Below are 20,484 nucleotides of genomic sequence, written 5' to 3' on the forward strand. Positions count from 1 at the left end.
AAATAAACGTAAAGTGGTGGAGTGCATACGCAATTACGTGTAAAATTGCGGCCTTTTTACGCATTCTGTGTTTTTATCTTTTGAGGTTTTCCTTTGGAAAAAGCTACGATCAACAAAAATATACGTAATTTCAGTATTATTGCCCACATTGACCACGGTAAATCGACGTTATCAGACCGTTTAATCCAATACTGTGAAGGATTAACTGACCGTGAAATGAAAGCTCAGGTTTTGGACTCGATGGATATCGAGCGTGAGCGTGGCATCACCATCAAAGCGCAAAGTGTAACGTTAAACTACACAGCCAAAGACGGCGAAACGTATCAATTAAATTTCATCGACACGCCAGGGCACGTTGACTTTACTTATGAAGTTTCTCGTTCATTGGCCGCTTGTGAAGGCGCACTATTAGTCGTTGACGCAGGTCAAGGTGTAGAAGCACAGACAGTTGCCAACTGTTACACCGCAATCGAAATGGATTTAGAAGTACGTCCAATTCTAAACAAAATCGACTTACCACAAGCCGATCCAGAGCGCGTTTCAGAAGAAATCGAAGATATCGTAGGTATCGATGCTGTAGATGCGGTTCAATGTTCTGCTAAGACGGGCATTGGTATTGAAGATGTACTTGAAGACATCGTTAAAAATGTCCCAGGCCCAGAAGGTGATCCTGATGCGCCAGTTCAAGCCTTGATCATTGACTCTTGGTTTGACCCATATCAGGGGGTTGTTTCATTGGTTCGTATTAAGCACGGTCAATTGAAAAAAGGCGACAAGATTAAAGTTATGTCGACGGGCGAGTCTCACATCATCGACAAAATTGGTATTTTCACTCCAAAACAAACCGACACTGGTATTTTAAGAACGGGTGAAGTTGGTTTTGTTATTTCTGGTATCAAAGACATTTTAGGTGCGCCAGTAGGTGATACCTTAACAACGACTGTTAATGCCGCTCAAGAGCCGCTTCCAGGTTTCCAACAAATCAAACCACAAGTATATGCTGGTGTATTCCCGGTTAGCTCTGATGACTATGAAGCGTTTCGCGATGCACTTGGCAAACTGAGCCTTAACGACGCGTCTTTATTCTACGAGCCAGAGAGTTCGACGGCACTAGGTTTAGGTTTCCGTTGTGGCTTCTTGGGTATGCTCCACATGGAGATCATTCAAGAACGTCTAGAACGTGAATATGACTTAGATTTGATCACAACAGCACCGACGGTAAATTACGAAGTAATGACTAAAAAAGGTGAATTACTGAGTATTGATAGCCCTTCAGAGTTACCTGCTGTTGGAGATATTGACGAAATTAGGGAACCAATTTGTAAAGCAGACATCTTAGTACCACAGGAGTACTTAGGTAACGTTATTACACTTTGTGTTGAAAAACGCGGCGTACAAACCGCAATGAGCTACCATGGTAAGCAAGTTGCAGTTAGTTATGACTTACCAATGGCTGAGGTTGTGATGGACTTTTTTGACCGTCTAAAATCAACGAGTCGTGGTTTTGCATCACTCGATTACAATTTCACTCGTTTCCAAGAAGCTGACATGGTTCGTGTTGATATTCTTCTAAACGGTGAACGTGTTGATGCATTAGCGATGATTTGTCACCGTGACTTTGCTCAAGGCCGTGGTCGCGAATTAGCGGAAAAACTGAAAGAGCTAATTCCACGTCAAATGTTTGATATCGCTATCCAAGCGGTTATCGGTGTTCACGTAATTGCTCGTACTACGGTTAAACAATTACGTAAAAACGTTATCGCTAAGTGTTACGGTGGTGACGTATCTCGTAAGAAAAAACTCCTTCAGAAACAGAAAGAAGGTAAGAAGCGTATGAAACAAGTCGGTAATGTTGAGTTACCACAAGACGCCTTCTTAGCTATCTTGAAAGTAGGCAAGTAACGCCGGATAGGTATAGTTTTAAACAGGAAGAAGAAAGTATGGCAGGATATTTCGCAGTCTTTTTAGTGGTATTTACCCTAGCAATGGGCTTAATTTGGTTAATTGATGCCAAGTTATACGCACCGGCCAGACGTGAAAAAATTGCACAGGTACAAGCAGCCGCTGGTGGCGCTGTGCTTGCGGAAGAAGAGTTAGAAAAAATTGCGCCTCAGCCTGTTTGGGCCGAAACAGCGCAGTCTATTTTTCCGATTCTTGCCCTAATCACGTTATTTCGTTCTTTCCTGTTTGAGCCGTTTCAAATTCCGACGGGCTCAATGATGCCAACCATGTTGGTGGGTGATTTCATATTAGTGCAAAAGTACTCATATGGTGTTCACGATCCGATTTGGCGTACTGAACTCATTGAAACGGGTGAACCTGAGCGTGGTGATATCGCGGTATTTAAATACCCACTTGATGAGCGTTTAGATTACATCAAGCGCGTAGTCGGTGTACCAGGTGACCGCGTTATATATCGCAACAAACAGTTTTTTATCCAACCAAGTTGTGAACGTCAACCTGACAATTGCGACAAGCTAGCACCAGTCGAGCTAAGTAAAGTGGCGCAAGGTGAATTTGAAATGATGGGTATTCCTCTCATCACTGCAAAGGAGCAATTGGGCGACGTTGAGCACGATGTGTTGATTAACCCGGCTTATCCGGACATGGCAAACCGCTTCTATTCACAACCGGGCACACGTCAAGGCGAGTGGGTTGTTCCTGAAGGTTATTACTTTATGATTGGTGATAACCGCGACAACAGTACAGACAGTCGTTTTTGGGGTTTTGTTAGTGAAGAGCAAATGGTGGGTAAAGCCGTATTTATTTGGATGAGCTTTGTCTTTAACGAAGGCAAAATCAGCTGGTTACCAAACTGGGTTCCAGTCGATATTCGATTTTCTCGTTTAGGCAGTGTTCAGTAATGACATTGCCAACTCATCATTGTGATGAGTGAACACTTTTATAGATTAGAGTAAGCATTGATCAAAAAAGATTATAAACAATTAGGTAAAAAACTCGGTTATCAATTTAACGACGAGTCTTTATTAAAACAAGCGCTGACTCACCGCAGTGCGAAGGGCGCTCATAACGAGCGCCTTGAATTTATCGGTGACTCTCTGCTCGGTATGTTTGTTGCCGAAGCTCTATATTTTAACTTCCCGAAAGCGAATGAAGGCGAGCTTACTCGTATGCGTTCGCAAATTGTTCGCGGTCAAACCTTGACCGTTATCGCCAAGGAATTCGAATTGAGCAACTGGCTCGTTTTGGGACCTGGTGAAATGAAGAGCGGTGGATTTAGACGTGACTCTATTTTGGAGGACGCCGTCGAAGCCATTATAGGCGCCGTTTATTTGGACTCTGATATCAACCAATGCAAAGATTTTGTTCTAGGCTTAGTAAAAGAGCACTTGGCAAACGTTGATCCTTCCACAGCGTTAAAAGATCCAAAAACGCAGTTACAAGAGTGGTTGCAGTCGAGACAACGACCATTGCCAGTCTATGAAGTAGTTGAAACCACAGGACAAGCACACAACCAAATGTTTACGGTTGAGTGTCAGTTAGACAGTGGTGAGTCAGTCTTAGCTCAAGGAACAAGTCGCCGCAAAGCAGAGCAAGCAGCAGCCAGAAAAGCATTAGAGGTAGTTAAATCATGAGTAAACCAGAACAAAGCCAAGCAGAATTAGACGCGTTATTAAATAATTTGAATAACCGCGCTGATTTATCACAAACCAAAAAGTGTGGTCTGGTTGCAATCGTTGGTCGTCCAAACGTGGGTAAGTCTACGTTAATGAACCACATTCTTGAGCAAAAAATCAGTATTACATCGAAAAAGCCACAAACCACACGTCATCGTATTTTAGGCATTCATACTGAAGAAAATGAACAAATTGTATATGTCGACACGCCAGGACTACACAAAGAAGAAAAGCGTGCGATCAACAAGCTGATGAACCGCGCTGCATCTAGTGCTTTAGGTGATGTTGAGGTAGTTTTGTTTGTGGTTGAAGCACTTAAATGGACAGAAGACGATGAAATGGTATTGACCAAAATTCGTCGTTCGAAAAAACCAGTGCTTCTACTTATCAACAAGGTCGACATGATCAAGGACAAAGAAACCTTGATGCCATATCTTCAAGAGATTTCCGCCAAGCATAACTTTGAAGAGATCATTCCTATCTCGGCCGAAAAAGGCACAAACGTAGAGCCAATCAAAGAAGCGGTTCGCGGTTACTTACCTGAAAACCCATTTTTCTTCCCAGAAGACCATGTAACTGACCGTTCGTCTCGTTTTATGGCGGCGGAAATTGTTCGTGAAAAGCTAATGCGTTTCATGGGTGAAGAACTACCATATTCAGCAACCGTTGAAATTGAACAGTTCAAGTGGGATGAGAAAATCTGGCGCATCAATGCCTTGATCCTCGTTGAACGCGAAGGCCAAAAGAAAATGGTGATTGGTAAAAAAGGCGAAAAGCTTAAGATCATCGGTCGCGATGCGCGTCAAGACTTAGAGCGTTTGTTAGAAGAGAAAGTCTACCTTGAGCTTTGGGTTAAAGTGAAAAGTGGTTGGGCAGACGACGAACGTGCACTGCGTTCATTAGGTTACTCAGAAGACTAATCAGTAGCGGGCTAAGTATGGCAAAGGAACTGGAGTACGCGCCCGCATTTATACTGCATTCACGAGCGTTCAAAGAAAATCAACTCTTGCTCGAAGTACTTGTAGCGGGCGAGGGGCGAATGTCTATCGTTGGTTACAAAGGTAGCAAAAAAAACACCGCCAAAACCGCTATGTTTCGGCCATTTCGTCCCCTTATTATTCAATTCAAAAAAGCCTCAGGTTTACGCTCTCTCAAAACCGTTGACGATAATCAAGCACTCGCTAGACAACTCTCCGAGTTAAAAGGTAAGGCACTTTTTTGTGGGTTTTATATTAACGAACTTATTTGTCGACTGTGTAAAGCCGATGAAGACTACCCTGAGCTTTATCCACTTTATGTTTACGTCATTAAACAGCTGGCGAATAATGAAGAGAGTCAACACATTGAATGGGTGCTGAGGCAATTTGAGTATCGGTTAATTGGAATGTTGGGTTATGGCATCAGTTTTACTCACGAGTGCGAGCAAGGTGTGGCCATTGCCGAAGATGCTCATTACGAATTACGCCCGGATAGAGGTTTTTGTTTAAGTTCGGCGAAACCAAACAGCATCTTAGGCAAACATCTATTAGACTTAGCGACAAAGTTAGAAGCGTCACTAGAGGTTAATGAACCTAAAACGGATGTAGACGTAGAAACAGAAAAACACTGCTTACGCGTAGCTAAGGGAATCATGCGACAATGCTTGCATATTCATTTGGGTGACAAACCGTTAAAATCACGTGAGCTATTTAGAAAGTAGATTTTATAGCCCTTTATAAAGCGTAAAGACAAACTTATTTTTGAGTGACAACGTATGCTTGGTCATTCAGTCAAAAGAAACATTGGAGACATCATGAGCGAGATTCATTTAGGCGTTAACATCGATCATATCGCAACGTTACGTCAAGCCCGAGGTACGACTTACCCAGATCCAATTCACGCTGCCGCAGTCGCTGAGCACGCTGGTGCAAGTGGCATTACCATTCATTTACGTGAAGACCGTCGTCATATTCAAGACCGCGACGTGTATACACTAGCCGAAACGATTCAGACTCGCATGAATTTGGAGATGGCGGTAACTGAAGAAATGATCGCAATCGCTGCAAAAGTAAAACCACCATTTGTTTGTCTAGTACCAGAAAAGCGTGAAGAGCTAACAACAGAAGGTGGCCTTGATGTTAAAGGTCAGTTTGAAAAAGTGAAAGACGCGGTGGAGCGTTTGGCAGCGATTGGCTCTAAAGTATCTTTGTTCATTGATGCGGACGAGGCACAAATCAAAGCCGCGGCTGATACAGGCGCTCCTTACATAGAAATTCACACAGGTCACTACGCCGAAGCGCAGAGTGATGAAGAAATCAAAGCCGAGTTGGAACGCATTCAACACGGTGTCGCTTTTGCGACGCAACAGGGTCTTATCGTTAATGCTGGTCATGGTTTGCATTATCACAACGTAAAACCGATTGCGGCGATTCCTGATATTTATGAATTAAACATTGGTCACGCTATTATTGCTCGTGCCGCAATGGACGGATTAGACAAAGCCGTAAGAGACATGAAAACGCTTATGAACGAAGCGCGTCAAGGTATCTAATCATGCCAGTGTTAGGTCTAGGGACAGACATTGTCGAGATTGACAGAGTGACGAAAGCGGTCGAGAAATCAGACCGCTTAGCTGAACGAGTGTTAACTGATGTCGAGTTTGTTCGTTTCAAAAACCACAATCAACCCGATCGCTTTCTTGCTAAGCGCTGGGCAGCCAAAGAAGCGGCGGCCAAGGCATTAGGTCTGGGAATCGGGCGAGGCATTTCTTTTCATCATTTTGAAATTAGCAATGATGAATACGGCGCGCCATTTTTAAGTCTATCTGGTAAAGCTCAAGAAGTCGCCGAGTCCAAAGGCATTGCCACCACACTTGTCTCAATCAGTGACGAGAAAAACATGGCGATGGCCACCGTTGTCATGAGTGACTAGGAAGCGATTGTTCAGCCTAGAATGCTAATGGTTTGATATTGGCTTTTTCTGGGCTTTCTACTGCTTCAGCAAACGCTTCAGCTAATCGCTCTGTTTCATCAAACACTTTGTGCCAGTAGCGGATTCGCGTGCTCGAGTCCATGGTCTCAAAGTCGGTTCTATCTGGTATTTTTCCAAAAGGCAACTGCGCCACAAATTCATCGCTAGGGACTAACATGACTGTCGAGTCATAATGTTTGGGGTTGGCTGTGCGTTTTAGCTTTTTATCAAACCAGCCTGCTTTGGGTTGTTTGTTAAAGTGCGGGTATAAGGTCAAGCCTTCACTTTGCACCTTAAAATCAAAGTGGTAATCAATAATTCCACCATCGCGATACATGCCTTTTGGCGCACCTTTAATATCTGGAATCCCCAACATCACCATTGGGATGGCACCACTTGCTAAGAGCGCCTGATGAAAATTATCGGTCTGTAACGGAACCGTTTGAGTTGAGAATACGCTTGTTTCTGTCAAATCTAGCGGCTCTGGTTGAGTTGAAAATATCACTCGTTGATATTGCTTTGTAAGGTGCTGTCGACCAAAGCTATTTTTGAACATACTTTTTACCAACCCCAATCCTTGTTTTAATTTTTGCTCTTGAGCCACCGAGCCTAAACAACGTGCGGTAATAAAATGGACTTTAAAACGAGGGTTGGTAAGCACTTGCTCAATATTTTCATCAGGTAATATATGCGCTAACAATTGTTGAGCGGCGCGTGTCACGCCTGTTGGTGTTGCATCAAGTGCAAAGTCGGTAGCGGCATATCGGTAGGCGAGCTCAGTGATGGCTTCAACTGGATTTGACTGAGCCAAACAAGAGGCTCGAAACGCACCAGCGGACGAACCTATCAAGTCTAACTGGTTGTCGCTTTTGGCAAAGAATTCACCAAATAAATATTTGTCTAAACCAAAAAGGCTAAACCATTTAGGTCCACCGCTCGCTCCCAAAAATGTTGAAAAGTCTTCGGCGCGAATTCCGTGCTCATTGATGTGTGCTTGTGCGGCTGGTCCAGCGTAAATATCTAACACTCGGTTCCCTTATGGTTTGCTGTGATTAACCTAATGATACCAAACTGTTTACATTTGGTGACAATTTTAAGCCGTAACCTACCGTAAAAATGAGCAATTTTGTCGATTCTAGGATTACTTTTTGAACAAACATCGGGCAGACTAATGCGCACCAAATACCTCAGAGCCAATTTGGTTCGCACTGCTCTAAATCATCAAGGAATAAATAATGATTAAAAAGCTAATAACAACAGGGATTGCGCTGTCGGCGTTGGTCGGTTTATCTGCTCAAGCAGATGAAGGCATGTGGCAACCGCATCAACTTCCTCAGATCAAAGCGCAATTAAAAGCGGCAGGTCTTAAACTAAACCCAGAAAAAATGGCGGACTTAAGTCAATTCCCAATGAACGCCATTGTTAGTCTTGGTGGCTGTTCGGCGTCGTTTTTGTCAGAGCAGGGCTTGGTTGTCACCAATCATCACTGTGCGTATGGCAACATCCAGCACAACTCAAGCGCTGAAAACAACTTATTAGTTAACGGTTTTGTTGCCAAGAGCAAAGACAAAGAGTTAGCGGCAACACCAAATTCACGTATTTATGTGACTGAATCACTGACCAATGTAACCAAAGACATTAAAGGTTCTATTCCAAAAGGTGCCAAAGGTGTTGCTTATTTTGATGCCATTGATAAGCGTGAAAAAGAACTAGTAGCAGAATGTGAAGCATCACAAGACTATCGCTGTAGTGTTTATAGTTTCCACGGTGGGGCCGAGTATTTCCTTATCAAGCAATTAGCGATTCGCGACGTGCGTCTAGTGTATGCGCCGCCTTCAAGCATTGGTAAATTCGGTGGTGATACGGATAACTGGATGTGGCCGCGTCACACAGGTGACTGGTCATTTTATCGCGCGTATGTAGGCCCGAATGGCAAACCAGCTGACTTCTCTGAAGACAACGTTCCATTTAAACCAGACGCATTCTTAAAAGTTAATGCCAATGGGGTAGAAGCCGGTGATTACGTAATGGTATTAGGCTACCCAGGCCGCACAAACCGTTACCGTACGGATGTAGAAGTGAAAAACCAATTCACTAACGTATACCCTCGCTTGAAGCGTTTACAAGAAGAGTATGTTGCGGTTATCAAAGCAAACTCGGAAGAAGGCAGTGACGCACGCATCAAGTATGCAGGTCTAATTGCAGGTTTAGACAACTACTCTAAGAACTACGGTTCTATGATTGAGAGTTATAGCAAAGGCGACATGCTTGAGCGTAAACAACAACTCGCTAAAGATCTTAAAAAATGGATTGATTCTGACCGCTCTCGTAAAGCTAAGTACGGTCAAGCGTTAGATAACTTGAACCAATTGGTGCTTGAATCACAAGAAAACCAAGAAGCAAGAACATTACTTCGCTTGGTTAGTCGTGCCAGCATCATGAGCGCAGCGACCAATCTTTACCGTTTAGCACACGAAAAACAAAAGCCAAACGTAGAACGTGACCGAGGTTTCCAAGAGCGTGATATGCGTCGCTTTACTCAATCTATGACGATGTTAGACAAACGCTCTGATGAAGCAGTAGATAAAGCGGTATTCCTACATTTCATGAAAGAGTACATGGCGTTGCCAGCTGAACAAAGAGACGAAACCTTTGACGGTATCTTCGGTATCAAAGACGGTGTGGCGGAAGACAAAGCGATTGCAATGATCAAAGACAAAATCGATGCAATGTACGCGGCGACAGACTTAACATCAGCGGACGCTCGTTTAGCTTGGATGGAAAAGTCAGTTGAAGACTTTGAGAAAAGCGACGACCCGTTCATTCAATACGCGGTTGAAATGTACGACGTAAACATGGCCAAAGAAAAGAAAGACAAAGAGCTAAGCGGTAAATTACAACAAGCTCGTCCTGCTTATATGGAAGCCATGATCGCATTTAAGAAGAGTCGCGGTGAAGCGGTTTATGCGGATGCAAACTCATCACTTCGTATTACTTACGGCAACGTAAAAGGCTACTCACCACAAGACGGTTTGTTTGCAACGCCATTTACGACGCTTGAAGGTATGCTAGCTAAATACCAGCCAGGCGACGCTGAGTTTGATTTGTTCCCTAATATTCGCAAAGAGATCAGCAACAAAAATTACGGACCTTACAAAAATGAAGCGTTAGGTTCAGTACCAGTGAACTATCTATCTACACTAGATATCACAGGTGGTAACTCAGGCTCTGCGACGTTAAATGACAAGGGTGAGTTTGTCGGCCTAGTGTTTGATGGTGTTTATGAGTCAATCATTGGTGACTGGGATTACGATCCAAAACTAAATCGTGCGATTCACACAAGCGTGCCATTTATGTTGTGGACAATGGAATACGTTGATGATGCTCAAAACATCATTGATGAAATGACGATTGTAAAATAAACATAAAAGGGATGAGCATTGGTTGATGGCATAAGTTACGACCCTAAACCATCGCTACCCTTTGTTTAAAAGTCGAAAGCAGTGCTTGAAAGCACTGCTTTTTTTGTTCTTATTCGCTATGATAATGACCGAGATTTAAAGGAGATTGTATGTCCAAGCCTAACGTGATTTCGGTTAAAAACGCCACTTTTGCGTATCCTAATTCACCACAAAAACTCGTGCTGTCTATTAACGATTGGTCTGTGTCCAAAGGCGATCATGTTTTTCTTTATGGCCCTTCAGGTTCTGGTAAATCAACATTATTGAACTTATTGACCGGTCTCACTGAACCAACGGCTGGGCAGGTGACGATTCTCAATCAGAACTTGGATGAGCTCAAAGGAAAAGGTCGCGATATTTTTAGAGCCCGACATATAGGTTTTGTTTTCCAACAGCTCAATCTCATTCCTTATTTGTCGGTCAAAGACAATATTTTATTGGCGAACTACTTTTCTGAAAAACGTGACAAATCCAGCAGCCAATCTAACTCAATGAGTGTTGAAGATAAGCTAACCGATTTAATCTCTCGTCTTAATTTACCAGCTGACATTGTTGAGCAACCGGCAAGTCAGTTGAGTGTGGGGCAGCAACAAAGAGTTGCGATTGCCAGAGCGTTAATCAATGAGCCAGAGCTACTGATTGCTGACGAACCGACTTCTTCTCTTGATCAAGATAGTCGAGATGCTTTCATTAAACTTTTGTTCTCTTTGACTGAGTCTTATGGTGCGACATTAGTCTTTGTTAGTCACGATAAGAGTTTGGCAAGTCACTTTGATAATGTTTTGGATATTCAATCGATTAATCAAGCTGGGAGGCACTACCAAGATGTTTGTTAATATTGCCAAACAGAGCTTACTAAACCGCAAAGGAACCGTATTATTAACCGTTCTTGCTTTGACCATTAGTATTTTTGTTTTATTAGCGGTTGAGCATATTCGCCATCAAGCCAAAGAGAGTTTTAGCCGTACCGTTTCTGGTGTTGACTTGATTGTTGGTCCACGAACCGGACCACTAAACTTGCTATTAGGCTCGGTATTTCGAATTGGCGAGACAGGCCAAGCGATCAGCTGGCATTCCTATGAAGCGTTGGCAAAACACCCAATGGTCGAATGGGCGGCACCAATCGCACTTGGTGACTCTCATCGAGGTCACAGAGTCATCGCGACCACATCAAGTTATTATCAAAACTTCAAATATGGCAACAAGCAAGCACTTCACTTGCAAAGTGGTCGCCTGCCTTCTGCTGATTTTGACCTTGTCTTAGGGGCTGATATTGCAGACAAGTACCACTATCATGTTGGCGACAAAATTGTGTTGTCTCATGGTACAGGCGTAACCAGTTTTACCCATCATGATGCAACACCATTTACCATTGTCGGAATCCTAGAAAAGACGGGCACACCAGTCGATCAGGCATTACACATCAGCTTTGTTGGTTTGGCATTGATGCATGGCGAAGGTCACTCACACGAGCACGCTGAGGAAAGCCATCATACTCACTCTGATGAAGAACGCAGTCATGGGCATGACCACGGTCAGGAAGACGACCATAGTCATGAGGACGACCATAGCCATGAGCATGACGATAGTCACGACCACGGCGACAATGATGCGCATAATCATAACGACGACCATAATTCGCAGGCTGTTAGCCAAGGTGACAGCAAAGGCGATGATGTATCACAGGGGAATGAGTCGTTAGAAAAGTTAAACAAAGACGAAACTAAAGTCTCGGCTATTTTTGTTGGACTAAAAGCACGGTACGCGAGCTTGATTATGCAAAAGTGGGCGAATGATTTTGCAGACGAGCCTATCTCGGCTATTTTGCCTGGTGTGGCGTTGACGCAGTTGTGGCGAATTGTTGGCTCGGTAGAAGTCGTATTACAAGTCATCGCAGCGCTCGTTTTGGTAACGACTTTGATTGGGATGAGTACGATGTTATTAGCCACAATGAAAGAGCGAACTCGTGAAATTGCGATCATGAGGACACTCGGCGCAAGACCCATATTTGTTTTTGGCTTGATTCAGCTAGAAGTCATTTTGATTACGTTGGTATCTTTACTGTTGGCGACAGCATTGCTGTATGTTGCATTGTTGGCGAGCCAAGCTGCGTTAGCGAGTCAGCTAGGGTTGTTTATAGAAGTGGCGATTTTTAATGTGAACACATTGAAGATTTGGGGCGCGGTTTTAGTTGGTAGTATGTTGGTCGGGTTGATTCCGGCACTCAAAGCGTACCGGAGTTCATTACAAACGAGCCTGCAGATAAAAGTCTAGGCAGGCTCCAGTTCTCTCACTAACAGTTGAACGCTGATGTTGCCTCTAAACTCATTAATGTCGAGTTGATAAACAAGGCGTACTTTTTGACAATGTGGGTTTGGCCACTCGGTCAAGTCCACATTAAAGTGAATGGCATCGAATAGTTCGCCTTGAGTGTTGGCCAGCACCATTTTTAAGTGTTTGGCACCAACTAAGCGCTGATTAATCAGTTCAAACGTTCCGTCAAACGTCGGCTCAGCAAAACCTTGTCCCCATGGGCCCGCTTGCGTTAATTGCTGACAAAAGTCGATACTGAAACATTCCGGCGGTAATTCACCATCCGTTAAAGTAATTTGCGTAAGCACATCTTGAGTTAGGTGTTGGCTGAGTACTTGATCAAACGCCTGTTGAAAAGCATCGAGCTGACTCTCTTGGATACTCAAGCCGGCTGCCATCGCATGACCACCGAATTTGAGTATGGTTCCAGGATAACGAGTATTCACTTCATCTAAAATGTCGCGAATATGTAGACCAGGAACCGATCGTGCAGAACCTTTGAGTTCGCCATCGCCCGTGGCGTCGACAGCGGCTTTAGCAAACGCGATAGTAGGGCGGTAATACTTTTCTTTTAAGCGCCCGGCAACGATTCCAATAACACCTTGGTGCCAATCTGGTTTGTAAACACATATACCATTGGGAACATTTCCCTCATCTAAAGTGAGTTGTGAAACCACAGACTCAGCTTCTTGACGCATGCCTTGTTCTATATCTTTACGCTCATTGTTGAGATCATTGAGATCTTCGGCCATTTTTAATGCCTGACCGTAGTCCTCAGTTAACAAACAACGAATACCAAAAGACATATCATCTAATCGACCTGCGGCGTTAAGTCTTGGCCCAATAACAAAACCAAAATCAGATGAGGTGACTTTCTTAAGGTCTTTATTACTCATCGCCAACAAAGCACGAATACCTGGACGACAAACACCGCTTTTGATTCGAGCCAAGCCTTGATGAACCAAAATGCGATTGTTGGCATCTAGCTTTACGACATCCGCCACGGTTCCAAGTGCGACCAAGTCGATAAATTCCGCTAGGTTTGGTGGAGTGATTTGGTGTTGTTCAAAGTACCCCTGATCTCTTAGATAAGCGCGGAAACCAAGTAACAAATAAAATGCGACACCGACACCAGCAATATTTTTACTGGCAAATTCACAACCCGGTTGATTTGGGTTAATGATGGCATCGGCATTTGGCAATTGATGTCCTGCCAAGTGGTGGTCCGTTACGATGACGCCAATGCCCGCGTTTTTAACGATTTCGATTCCGGCGATGCAGGAGATGCCGTTATCGACGGTGATAATTAAATCCGTGTTGGTCTGAATAAGATCATTGGCAAGCTCAGGGCTCAAGCCATAACCATAATCAAAGCGGTTTGGAACCTTGTAATTTACATTGGCAAATCCGAGCTTTCTCAAGCCGAGCATCATTAGTGCTGTGCTGGTGGCACCATCGGCGTCAAAGTCACCGACAATGGTAATGTTCGCTTGGCGTTGTAATGCATCAAATAAAAGTGGCACTGCATCATTGATGCCTTTCATTGTCGAAACGGGCAGTAAGTCTCCGGCTTTTCGTTTGATTTGATCAAACGATGTTATGCCTCTTCCTGCATATATTTTGGCGATGATGGGATGAATATTACTCGGGAAAGCGTTTAGAGCTGCGTCATCAGACACAGCTCGTCGTTGGATGTTTAGGGGCATTGCTTAAACTTATAAACTGCGTTGTAAATCTGCTAGTAGTGATTTTGCTGGTTTATAACCAGGAATTAACTGACCATTTTCTAAAACAATAGCAGGCGTACCGGTAACACCAGCCGCTTGGCCTAAGTTGTAATGCTCTACAACTTTAGTAGGACAGTTTTCAGCATCGACGTAACCACCTGCTTTTGCAGTTGTCATTGCGCTTTGCTGGTCTTTTGAACACCATACAGCTTGGATTTGATCAAAGCCTTGGCTATTCATACCACCACGAGGAAACGCTAGGTACTGAATTGTGATACCAAGTTTGTTGTATTCTTCAACTTCTGAGTGCATTTTTTTGCAGTAGCCACAAGTTGTATCAGTAAATACAGTGACCACGTGCTTTTCGTTTTCCGCTGGGAAGACGATCATCGATTCTTTGTATTTTTCTATGCCGTTTAAGCGCAATTCAGCAAGAGCCAAGTCCGTTAAGTTCTTCATGCCGCTATTTACGTCAAATAAACGACCAGCAATAAAGTAGCTGCCGTCTTCTGAGGTGTAAAACACACCGCGGTTAGTCACGACTTGTTTAAGTCCTTCAATTGGCGTGTCTTCAATTTTGTTTGCTGTTAAGCCAATACGTAATAACTTACTTTTGATTGCTTGGTCTTTGTTAGCTTCAGAGCTTTGAGCAGAAAAACCTACCGACAATAGGGCAGATGCGGCGACAATTGCGACGACTTTTAATAACTTCATATTAATTCCTGTTGTTTGTCCTTCACAGATAGACCGCATACTAACAAAGAAAGTTTCTTATATGTGCAAAAAAATGTAGTCATGGCCATTTTATTAACAGTAACTTTGTATTGGTTTGGTTACTTGGCTTTTATTAGGCTCGTGGGTGGTGTTCACTGTGCAGTGACTTTAATCTTTCTTTGGCTACGTGCGTGTAGATTTGAGTGGTAGATAAGTCGCTGTGACCTAATAGCATTTGCACCACACGTAAGTCGGCACCGTGGTTGAGTAAGTGCGTCGCAAACGCGTGACGCAGAGTGTGCGGAGATAAGTGTGATTGAATGTTGGCGCGTTGAGCATAACACTTGATTCTGTGCCAAAAGGTTTGGCGTGTCATTTGCTGCCCTCGACTCGAAGGAAACAACACATCGTTGGGTTGTTTTAATAATGCACCGCGGTGCCTTTTGATATATTGCTCGAGCCAGTCAGATGCTATTTCGCCCATAGGTACTAAGCGCTCTTTGCCCCCTTTACCTATAACACGCACTACATTTTGGTTGAGGCTTACATCACTCATGGTAAGGCTGACCAATTCAGTGACGCGCAACCCGGTTGCGTACAGTAGTTCTAACATAGCGCGGTCACGAAATTCGATGTCATCCTCAAGGTTTTGAACCTCTAATAAAGCCTCTACGTCGTTTTCGGATAACGTCTTTGGAATAGGCGGGGTAATTTTTGGTGCTTTTACCAAAGCGGTTGGGTTAGTTTGGCGTTGCTTGGTTGTCAGCAAATACTTAAAAAAGCGTTTTATGGCGCTGAGGCTACGGGCAGTGGATCTCGTTTTGAAACCGCGCTCACCACGAAAAGCCAAAAAGCCTTCAATATCCAGTTCTGTGCAGTCTTGCAAAGTTGTCGCGTTACCATGGAGATATTCAACAAATAGGCTCAAATCATTTTTGTAGGCCGCTAGAGTATTGTCAGATAACCCTTTCTCTAGCCACAAATGATCCAAGAACTGTTTGACTAGGTTTATATCTGCAGAGTTGTTAGTGTCGAACGTGGCTGATAGAGACATGACTTATTCTGTTATTTGAATTGCGCACATGATTCCAATTTAACATAAATTTGCTAAACTGCGCGACGCTTTCCTTCCACATTGCAGTGTATCTGCAGCAGTAAACGATTTAGGAGTATCAATGAAAATCGGTTTGTTTTATGGCTCGACAACCTGCTACACAGAAATGGCCGCAGAAAAGATCCAGACTCAACTCAATACGTTATTTGATGCACCGCTTGTCGACATGTTTAACATTAAAGATACGCCGCTGAGCCAAATGGCTGACTTTGATTGGTTAATTTTGGGTATTTCCACCTGGGATTTTGGCGAATTACAAGAAGATTGGGAAAGCCATTGGGACGATATTGAAGGTATCGATTTAAGAGGCAAAAAAGTCAGTATTTTTGGCTTGGGAGACCAGGTCGGATATACCGAGTGGTTCCAAGATGCATTAGGTATGCTTCATGATGCTGTCGTTGCTCAAGGTGCAGAACCAATTGGCTACTGGCCTAATAGTGATGAATACGAATTTGAAGGCTCAAAAGCCCTTACTGAAGATAAGAGCCACTTTGTTGGATTGGCTTTAGACGATGAAACACAATATGAAAAATCAGATGAGCGAATTGCAACCTGGTGTGAGCAGTTGTTAGTGGAAGTAAGCGAATAAAACAGATCAAGCAAAACAAAGCGCATAAAACTAGGCGAGCATAACAAAGCGACTAATCGTCAGCATGTTTAAGACTTTTTCGTCTCGCCCAGTTCACTTTTTAGCTGGCTTAATGTTACCGGCCTAATATCTTTATTTTCGAGGTCAACCAATTGCAGTTGTTGGCCTTTTTTAACAATTAGTTTTTGATTGTTAACCCACTCGATGCCGCTTAATGCCGTTGTGGTCGTCACAAGGTGTGTTTCTCTATTCTCATTCAAGTCATATATGCAAATACTGAATTTTAAGTCGCTTTCGTTTTGCTTCATTTCGCTGATTAAGGCGAGTTGACTTGTGCCATTGTTAAAGGCAAAGGCCAAAACCTGACCGAAGTCATTTTGTTCACCAGACAAAATAGCGGACGACGCCCCTGTGTCTAACTCAATTCTGGCAAGGGTACTCGTTTGTGACCCTGAATTAAACTCAAGAAAAACTAGGTTATTTTCATCAATAAACGCCAACGGCGCTTTGATGTGATTTGGGTTACAATTCGCTACGACTCGTTCAGAGTTCTCAATTGCATAATGATTAGAATCAAGCTGTACAATCACGACGTTACATTGGCTAGTAGACTGAAGAGCATCGTGCTGTTGCGTTTTATCTATTGGAGTGCGGTTGATAAAAGCCAACTGAGTACCGTTTGGTGAAAACGCGGGTGACTCAATAACGCCAGATTGAGCGGTAAAAACCTTGTTTAATTGCTCACCCAAAACGCCTTTAACAAATAAATCATTAGCACCTTTAGAACCACTAACAAAGGCAATGAAAAGTCCGTCACTCGATAAGGCAACGGATTGATTAATACCACTTTCGGCATGGAATAGGTTCCAATCTGTTGCGCTGAGCTGTACCGATGGTGTGACTAAGTTATTCTCTTCATGTTTATGTTCATTACCCATTAAGAAAGCGATAAGTAGCATCAATAAAAGAATAATGATGAACTCCACTGAGTAGAGGCGCTGCCAGTTAATACGTTTAGATAAATGAGAAGAGCTCAAGTCCTCTAGAGGCATTGCCGCTTTTTTCATTACCGTTTGAGGGTTCACTTTTTGTATTGACGGTAAGCCAGAGGCAGTGTTTTCATGAATTTCATTTGCTGACGAGATGTCACTATCCTGAATATAAATCGGTTTTTTTGACACCGAACCGATCTCGTATTGACCGACAAACTGATAGCCAGTTTTTGGAATGGTTTTAAGGTATTTACCTTTCGTCTCAGGCGTCGTTTCCAATATTTTTCTTAATTTAGAGACATATGCGGTGATAGTTCCATCGGCGCGGGCATTTTCAATACCGTATAGTTCTTGATAAATTTCGTCTCGCGTACAGACTTTCGGATGGCAACGAAGGAAATATCCTAAAAGACGAGATGTCTTTGGATCTAATACCGCTTCTTTTTTTGTATCAATATAACTCAACGTTAATGTTGACGGCGAAAACGTCCAATCTTCAGTGACGTAAAGTGTAGACAATGTAGCTCCTGAGCTTTCAATAAAGCTTTATTTTAGCGGCTATCCATATTTAATGCTGTAAGGGAATTCCCGAGCTTTTGTAAGGCACAGCATCACTCGCTAAAACAAAAAGTAATGACCTATAATCGGTAATTCTGCATTATGAAAAACTATTTGTCACTGCTAATTTTTTCCATCGACTCATAAAGTCAGCATTTACTAACTAAGCTCATGAGAGTTAAGAAATTTTTTTTCAACGTTGTTTAGGCGTATAATAAATAAAACTATATTGGCAGTAATTAATTTATTTGGAGTCATTGATGGCTAAAAAGCGTGCCTCTGCGTATCACATTTTGGTAAAAACTGAAAAGGAAGCCTTGAAATTAAAAGAGAAATTAAAGAAAGGAGCAAACTTTCAGCAAGTCGCCAAACAGCATTCAACTTGCCCGAGTCGAAAAAAAGGCGGTGATCTAGGTGAGTTTCAACAAGGCGATATGGTCAAGGCATTTGACGATGTTGTGTTCAAAAAAGACTTGTATGAAGTCCATGGTCCGGTCAAAACCAAATTTGGTTTTCACTTAATAAAAACGGTGTACCGCACTTAACCGGAATACAGTTTGATATTCGGCTCGCCTGTTTAATTGCCAATTAGTGTCATAAATATCAGCGTAATAAATATTAGCGTCATAACTCTTAGCGTCATAACTCTTAGCGTCAAAACGATTGGTGCGATAAAAGTTGGTAGACCTCATTCTTGACCGGATAAACCATCTAGAGAATAGCGCCAATGTGGCTAATAAAACGAACCTTCGCGCTTTTACAAGTACACAATTTGTGATTTTAATGGCGCGAGCTTTTGTAAAATTTGGTTTTCTTGTTCAGCAGTTAAGCCGATATCTCGCATCGCACCTTGCACATATTCGACTAATATAAAAAATTCTTTGTCGGTGATACCGTGATCCGTATGCACCACTTTCATGTCCTTGCCTTCATATTTACAAGGTCCACCAATTAATTCACACGTCTGTGCGGTCAAATGTTTCCGAATATGAGATTTAGGCACACCATCGAAATAATGGCCAATAACTGGGTCGTTATAGATTCGAGTCAGAGCCAGTCCGAACACCTTTGATAAGGTTTGTCTGCCGCCAATTTCTTTATACAAGTCAGAAGGCTCAGCTTGCAGAGCATCGCTTGAGTGCATTGTTGAGTTGCTACACCCCATTAAAGACAGAGAAAGCGCTGCGACCACAACCAAAGAGGTAAGAAAAGGTTTCATGTATTTAGCTCCTATTAAAGATTGGCGGTAACACTAAGGTAAATACCACTGGTGTCTTCTTGAAATGGCAGATTACCCAAGTCGACATAAGCAGCGGTGATAGACCATTCTTTTGATGGTAAATAGGTAATAAAGAAGTCAGTAACGGTGTCTGTTTTGGCAAGTCCACCAAGACGATCTGCTTGCTGTCGGGCTTCTACGCCAATAATAGTGTTCGTACCGGAAAACAGCGCTAGACTTGCTGCCCACTCCAGTTCGTAATCATCGTCTTCGCCTTTACCAAACCCTAACAGCCCAAATGTATTAGCATTTGAGTAACGAGCGGTGGCGTTAAATAACAAGTTTTTTCCTTCCGCAATACCTAACCATACTTTACTGGCACTCACGTATAAGTCGGTACCTGATTTATCTTTTGCGCCGAGAAGCATAGGTACGCCGGTGTCAGGTACAGGTACTGCGCCGTTGTAAATGCTCAACGAATTGTCAAAGCTGTCATTGGTCTTGTATTGCAAACCAACCGAAATCTGAGGCATGTAAGGGTTACTGTCAAAAACCGCATCGCCAAATACTTTGTACTTGGCACCTATGATGGTTTGTTCGATTTTGGTACTCGGCGCGATAATACTTGGAGTTGGACCTCCAGTGACGGCATTAAATACATTGGTGACGACACCAGAAGAAACGTCGAGAGACTGCTTTTGAAGTGAAAACTCAAACTTGTCATAAGCGCCGACGGCAGCGCCAAAGGTTGAAAGCTGATATTCACCGGCACTTAATTGCTGAACATTGGCCGTTGCGTTTATTTCCTCTTGGCTGGCGTATCCTGCGATTAGTGCCCAAGGCGTGATCCCGCCACCTGCGGAGCCTTCAAAGCTAGTAATACCGCCCGTTGCCAGTAACTTACTACCTGTGTCTGCAAGCGCTGTCGAACTCATTGCAAATAGGGAAGCTGAAAATATCAACTTCAAATTACTAGGCGCCTTCATATCTACTCCTAATGTGTAAACATTATTAAAAATAATAAGTTAGTCTCAATTCATTAAAACAATAATTGACCAATAAAAAAAGCCCAGTGCGTTCAGCACCAGGCTTTTTTAGCTTAGTCGTTGGTATTTAAGCTGTCGCGGTTCTGCATTATTACTCCGTGTTTATCACCGAAATAACAAGCTGATCGGAAAGCCCAATAGTAACAACTAAATTGCCCTTAAAA

The 20,484-nt window shown here is 43.1% G+C and carries 19 protein-coding genes; 12 read left to right on the forward strand and 7 right to left on the reverse strand.

Annotation, left to right across the window (positions count from 1 at the left end):
• Nucleotides 1–93 precede the first annotated feature (93 nt).
• From lepA to acpS, 7 genes are all read left to right on the forward strand, one after another.
• On the forward strand, nt 94–1,902 hold the full coding sequence (lepA, locus tag AC4E96_RS02360) for a translation elongation factor 4 (RefSeq protein ID WP_488032138.1): 1,809 nt from the start codon (nt 94–96) through the stop codon (nt 1,900–1,902).
• A 38-nt stretch (nt 1,903–1,940) separates the two neighbouring features.
• Nucleotides 1,941–2,864: a signal peptidase I gene (gene lepB, locus AC4E96_RS02365; protein ID WP_488032137.1), complete on the forward strand. Its 924-nt coding sequence runs from the start codon at nt 1,941–1,943 to the stop codon at nt 2,862–2,864.
• Between the two features lie 60 nt (nt 2,865–2,924).
• Nucleotides 2,925–3,596: a ribonuclease III gene (gene rnc / locus AC4E96_RS02370; protein ID WP_490254804.1), complete on the forward strand. Its 672-nt coding sequence runs from the start codon at nt 2,925–2,927 to the stop codon at nt 3,594–3,596.
• Nucleotides 3,593–4,558, forward strand: coding sequence for a GTPase Era (gene era, locus AC4E96_RS02375; protein ID WP_488032136.1), 966 nt, complete (start codon nt 3,593–3,595; stop codon nt 4,556–4,558). The genes rnc and era overlap by 4 nt, the downstream gene beginning before the upstream one ends.
• A 17-nt stretch (nt 4,559–4,575) precedes the next feature.
• Nucleotides 4,576–5,337 carry a DNA repair protein RecO gene (gene recO, locus AC4E96_RS02380; RefSeq protein ID WP_490254785.1) on the forward strand — a complete coding sequence of 254 codons (762 nt, stop codon included), beginning with the start codon at nt 4,576–4,578 and terminating at the stop codon, nt 5,335–5,337.
• 93 nt (nt 5,338–5,430) lie between these two features.
• Nucleotides 5,431–6,168: a pyridoxine 5'-phosphate synthase gene (gene pdxJ / locus AC4E96_RS02385; protein WP_488032134.1), complete on the forward strand. Its 738-nt coding sequence runs from the start codon at nt 5,431–5,433 to the stop codon at nt 6,166–6,168.
• A gap of 2 nt (nt 6,169–6,170) precedes the next feature.
• The gene (acpS, locus tag AC4E96_RS02390) at nt 6,171–6,548 is read left to right on the forward strand and encodes a holo-ACP synthase (protein WP_488032133.1); all 378 of its coding nucleotides are present in this window, start codon (nt 6,171–6,173) and stop codon (nt 6,546–6,548) included.
• 16 nt (nt 6,549–6,564) lie between these two features.
• Here acpS and AC4E96_RS02395 read toward each other — a convergent pair whose 3' ends face one another.
• Complete coding sequence (locus tag AC4E96_RS02395) at nt 6,565–7,614, reverse strand: patatin-like phospholipase family protein (protein WP_488032132.1); 1,050 nt, start codon at nt 7,612–7,614, stop codon at nt 6,565–6,567.
• 208 nt (nt 7,615–7,822) lie between these two features.
• Here AC4E96_RS02395 and AC4E96_RS02400 point away from each other — a divergent pair, with 208 nt between their 5' ends.
• The 3 genes from AC4E96_RS02400 to AC4E96_RS02410 all read left to right on the forward strand — a co-directional run bounded on the left by AC4E96_RS02400 (nt 7,823) and on the right by AC4E96_RS02410 (nt 12,322).
• Nucleotides 7,823–10,009, forward strand: a complete 2,187-nt coding sequence (locus AC4E96_RS02400; RefSeq protein ID WP_490254786.1) for a S46 family peptidase — start codon at nt 7,823–7,825, stop codon at nt 10,007–10,009.
• A gap of 149 nt (nt 10,010–10,158) precedes the next feature.
• Complete coding sequence (locus AC4E96_RS02405) at nt 10,159–10,884, forward strand: ABC transporter ATP-binding protein (protein ID WP_490254787.1); 726 nt, start codon at nt 10,159–10,161, stop codon at nt 10,882–10,884.
• A complete protein-coding gene (locus AC4E96_RS02410; protein ID WP_490254788.1) occupies nt 10,874–12,322 on the forward strand; it encodes an ABC transporter permease in 1,449 nt (482 codons plus the stop codon). Before AC4E96_RS02405 ends, AC4E96_RS02410 begins: the two co-directional genes overlap by 11 nt.
• Here AC4E96_RS02410 and recJ read toward each other — a convergent pair.
• From recJ to xerD, 3 genes are all read right to left on the reverse strand, one after another.
• A complete protein-coding gene (recJ, locus tag AC4E96_RS02415) occupies nt 12,319–14,067 on the reverse strand; it encodes a single-stranded-DNA-specific exonuclease RecJ (RefSeq protein WP_490254789.1) in 1,749 nt (582 codons plus the stop codon). The genes AC4E96_RS02410 and recJ overlap by 4 nt on opposite strands.
• A 9-nt stretch (nt 14,068–14,076) precedes the next feature.
• Nucleotides 14,077–14,802 (reverse strand): bifunctional protein-disulfide isomerase/oxidoreductase DsbC, encoded by a 726-nt coding sequence (gene dsbC, locus AC4E96_RS02420; RefSeq protein WP_490254790.1) that lies wholly within the window; start codon nt 14,800–14,802, stop codon nt 14,077–14,079.
• Nucleotides 14,803–14,935: 133 nt separating this feature from the next.
• On the reverse strand, nt 14,936–15,856 hold the full coding sequence (xerD, locus tag AC4E96_RS02425; RefSeq protein WP_490254791.1) for a site-specific tyrosine recombinase XerD: 921 nt from the start codon (nt 15,854–15,856) through the stop codon (nt 14,936–14,938).
• A gap of 121 nt (nt 15,857–15,977) precedes the next feature.
• On the opposite strand from xerD, the gene fldB reads away from it, so the two are divergent.
• On the forward strand, nt 15,978–16,505 hold the full coding sequence (fldB, locus tag AC4E96_RS02430) for a flavodoxin FldB (protein ID WP_490254792.1): 528 nt from the start codon (nt 15,978–15,980) through the stop codon (nt 16,503–16,505).
• 68 nt (nt 16,506–16,573) lie between these two features.
• Here fldB and AC4E96_RS02435 read toward each other — a convergent pair whose 3' ends face one another.
• Nucleotides 16,574–18,016: a winged helix-turn-helix domain-containing protein gene (locus tag AC4E96_RS02435; protein WP_490254793.1), complete on the reverse strand. Its 1,443-nt coding sequence runs from the start codon at nt 18,014–18,016 to the stop codon at nt 16,574–16,576.
• A gap of 299 nt (nt 18,017–18,315) precedes the next feature.
• On the opposite strand from AC4E96_RS02435, the gene AC4E96_RS02440 reads away from it, so the two are divergent.
• Entirely contained in the window at nt 18,316–18,600 is a 285-nt protein-coding gene (locus AC4E96_RS02440; protein ID WP_488032123.1) for a peptidylprolyl isomerase, read from the forward strand.
• Nucleotides 18,601–18,812: 212 nt separating this feature from the next.
• Here the strand turns inward: AC4E96_RS02440 and AC4E96_RS02445 are convergent, their stop codons facing one another.
• Together AC4E96_RS02445 and AC4E96_RS02450 are read right to left on the reverse strand one after the other, a co-directional pair.
• Nucleotides 18,813–19,274 (reverse strand): group I truncated hemoglobin, encoded by a 462-nt coding sequence (locus AC4E96_RS02445; RefSeq protein WP_488032122.1) that lies wholly within the window; start codon nt 19,272–19,274, stop codon nt 18,813–18,815.
• Between the two features lie 14 nt (nt 19,275–19,288).
• Nucleotides 19,289–20,260 carry a DUF3034 family protein gene (locus AC4E96_RS02450; RefSeq protein ID WP_490254794.1) on the reverse strand — a complete coding sequence of 324 codons (972 nt, stop codon included), beginning with the start codon at nt 20,258–20,260 and terminating at the stop codon, nt 19,289–19,291.
• Nucleotides 20,261–20,484 lie beyond the last annotated feature (224 nt).

Source organism: Psychrosphaera sp., from assembly GCF_982872775.1.

Coding starts and splice junctions, on each gene's coding strand:
- AC4E96_RS02450 (WP_490254794.1), bottom strand. CDS start 20,260: ATGAAGGCGCCTAGTAATTTGAAGTTGATATTTTCAGCTTCCCTATTT.
- recO (WP_490254785.1), top strand. CDS start 4,576: ATGGCAAAGGAACTGGAGTACGCGCCCGCATTTATACTGCATTCACGA.
- AC4E96_RS02440 (WP_488032123.1), top strand. CDS start 18,316: ATGGCTAAAAAGCGTGCCTCTGCGTATCACATTTTGGTAAAAACTGAA.
- AC4E96_RS02445 (WP_488032122.1), bottom strand. CDS start 19,274: ATGAAACCTTTTCTTACCTCTTTGGTTGTGGTCGCAGCGCTTTCTCTG.
- fldB (WP_490254792.1), top strand. CDS start 15,978: ATGAAAATCGGTTTGTTTTATGGCTCGACAACCTGCTACACAGAAATG.
- era (WP_488032136.1), top strand. CDS start 3,593: ATGAGTAAACCAGAACAAAGCCAAGCAGAATTAGACGCGTTATTAAAT.
- pdxJ (WP_488032134.1), top strand. CDS start 5,431: ATGAGCGAGATTCATTTAGGCGTTAACATCGATCATATCGCAACGTTA.
- xerD (WP_490254791.1), bottom strand. CDS start 15,856: ATGTCTCTATCAGCCACGTTCGACACTAACAACTCTGCAGATATAAAC.
- AC4E96_RS02405 (WP_490254787.1), top strand. CDS start 10,159: ATGTCCAAGCCTAACGTGATTTCGGTTAAAAACGCCACTTTTGCGTAT.
- recJ (WP_490254789.1), bottom strand. CDS start 14,067: ATGCCCCTAAACATCCAACGACGAGCTGTGTCTGATGACGCAGCTCTA.
- AC4E96_RS02400 (WP_490254786.1), top strand. CDS start 7,823: ATGATTAAAAAGCTAATAACAACAGGGATTGCGCTGTCGGCGTTGGTC.
- acpS (WP_488032133.1), top strand. CDS start 6,171: ATGCCAGTGTTAGGTCTAGGGACAGACATTGTCGAGATTGACAGAGTG.
- lepB (WP_488032137.1), top strand. CDS start 1,941: ATGGCAGGATATTTCGCAGTCTTTTTAGTGGTATTTACCCTAGCAATG.
- AC4E96_RS02410 (WP_490254788.1), top strand. CDS start 10,874: ATGTTTGTTAATATTGCCAAACAGAGCTTACTAAACCGCAAAGGAACC.
- dsbC (WP_490254790.1), bottom strand. CDS start 14,802: ATGAAGTTATTAAAAGTCGTCGCAATTGTCGCCGCATCTGCCCTATTG.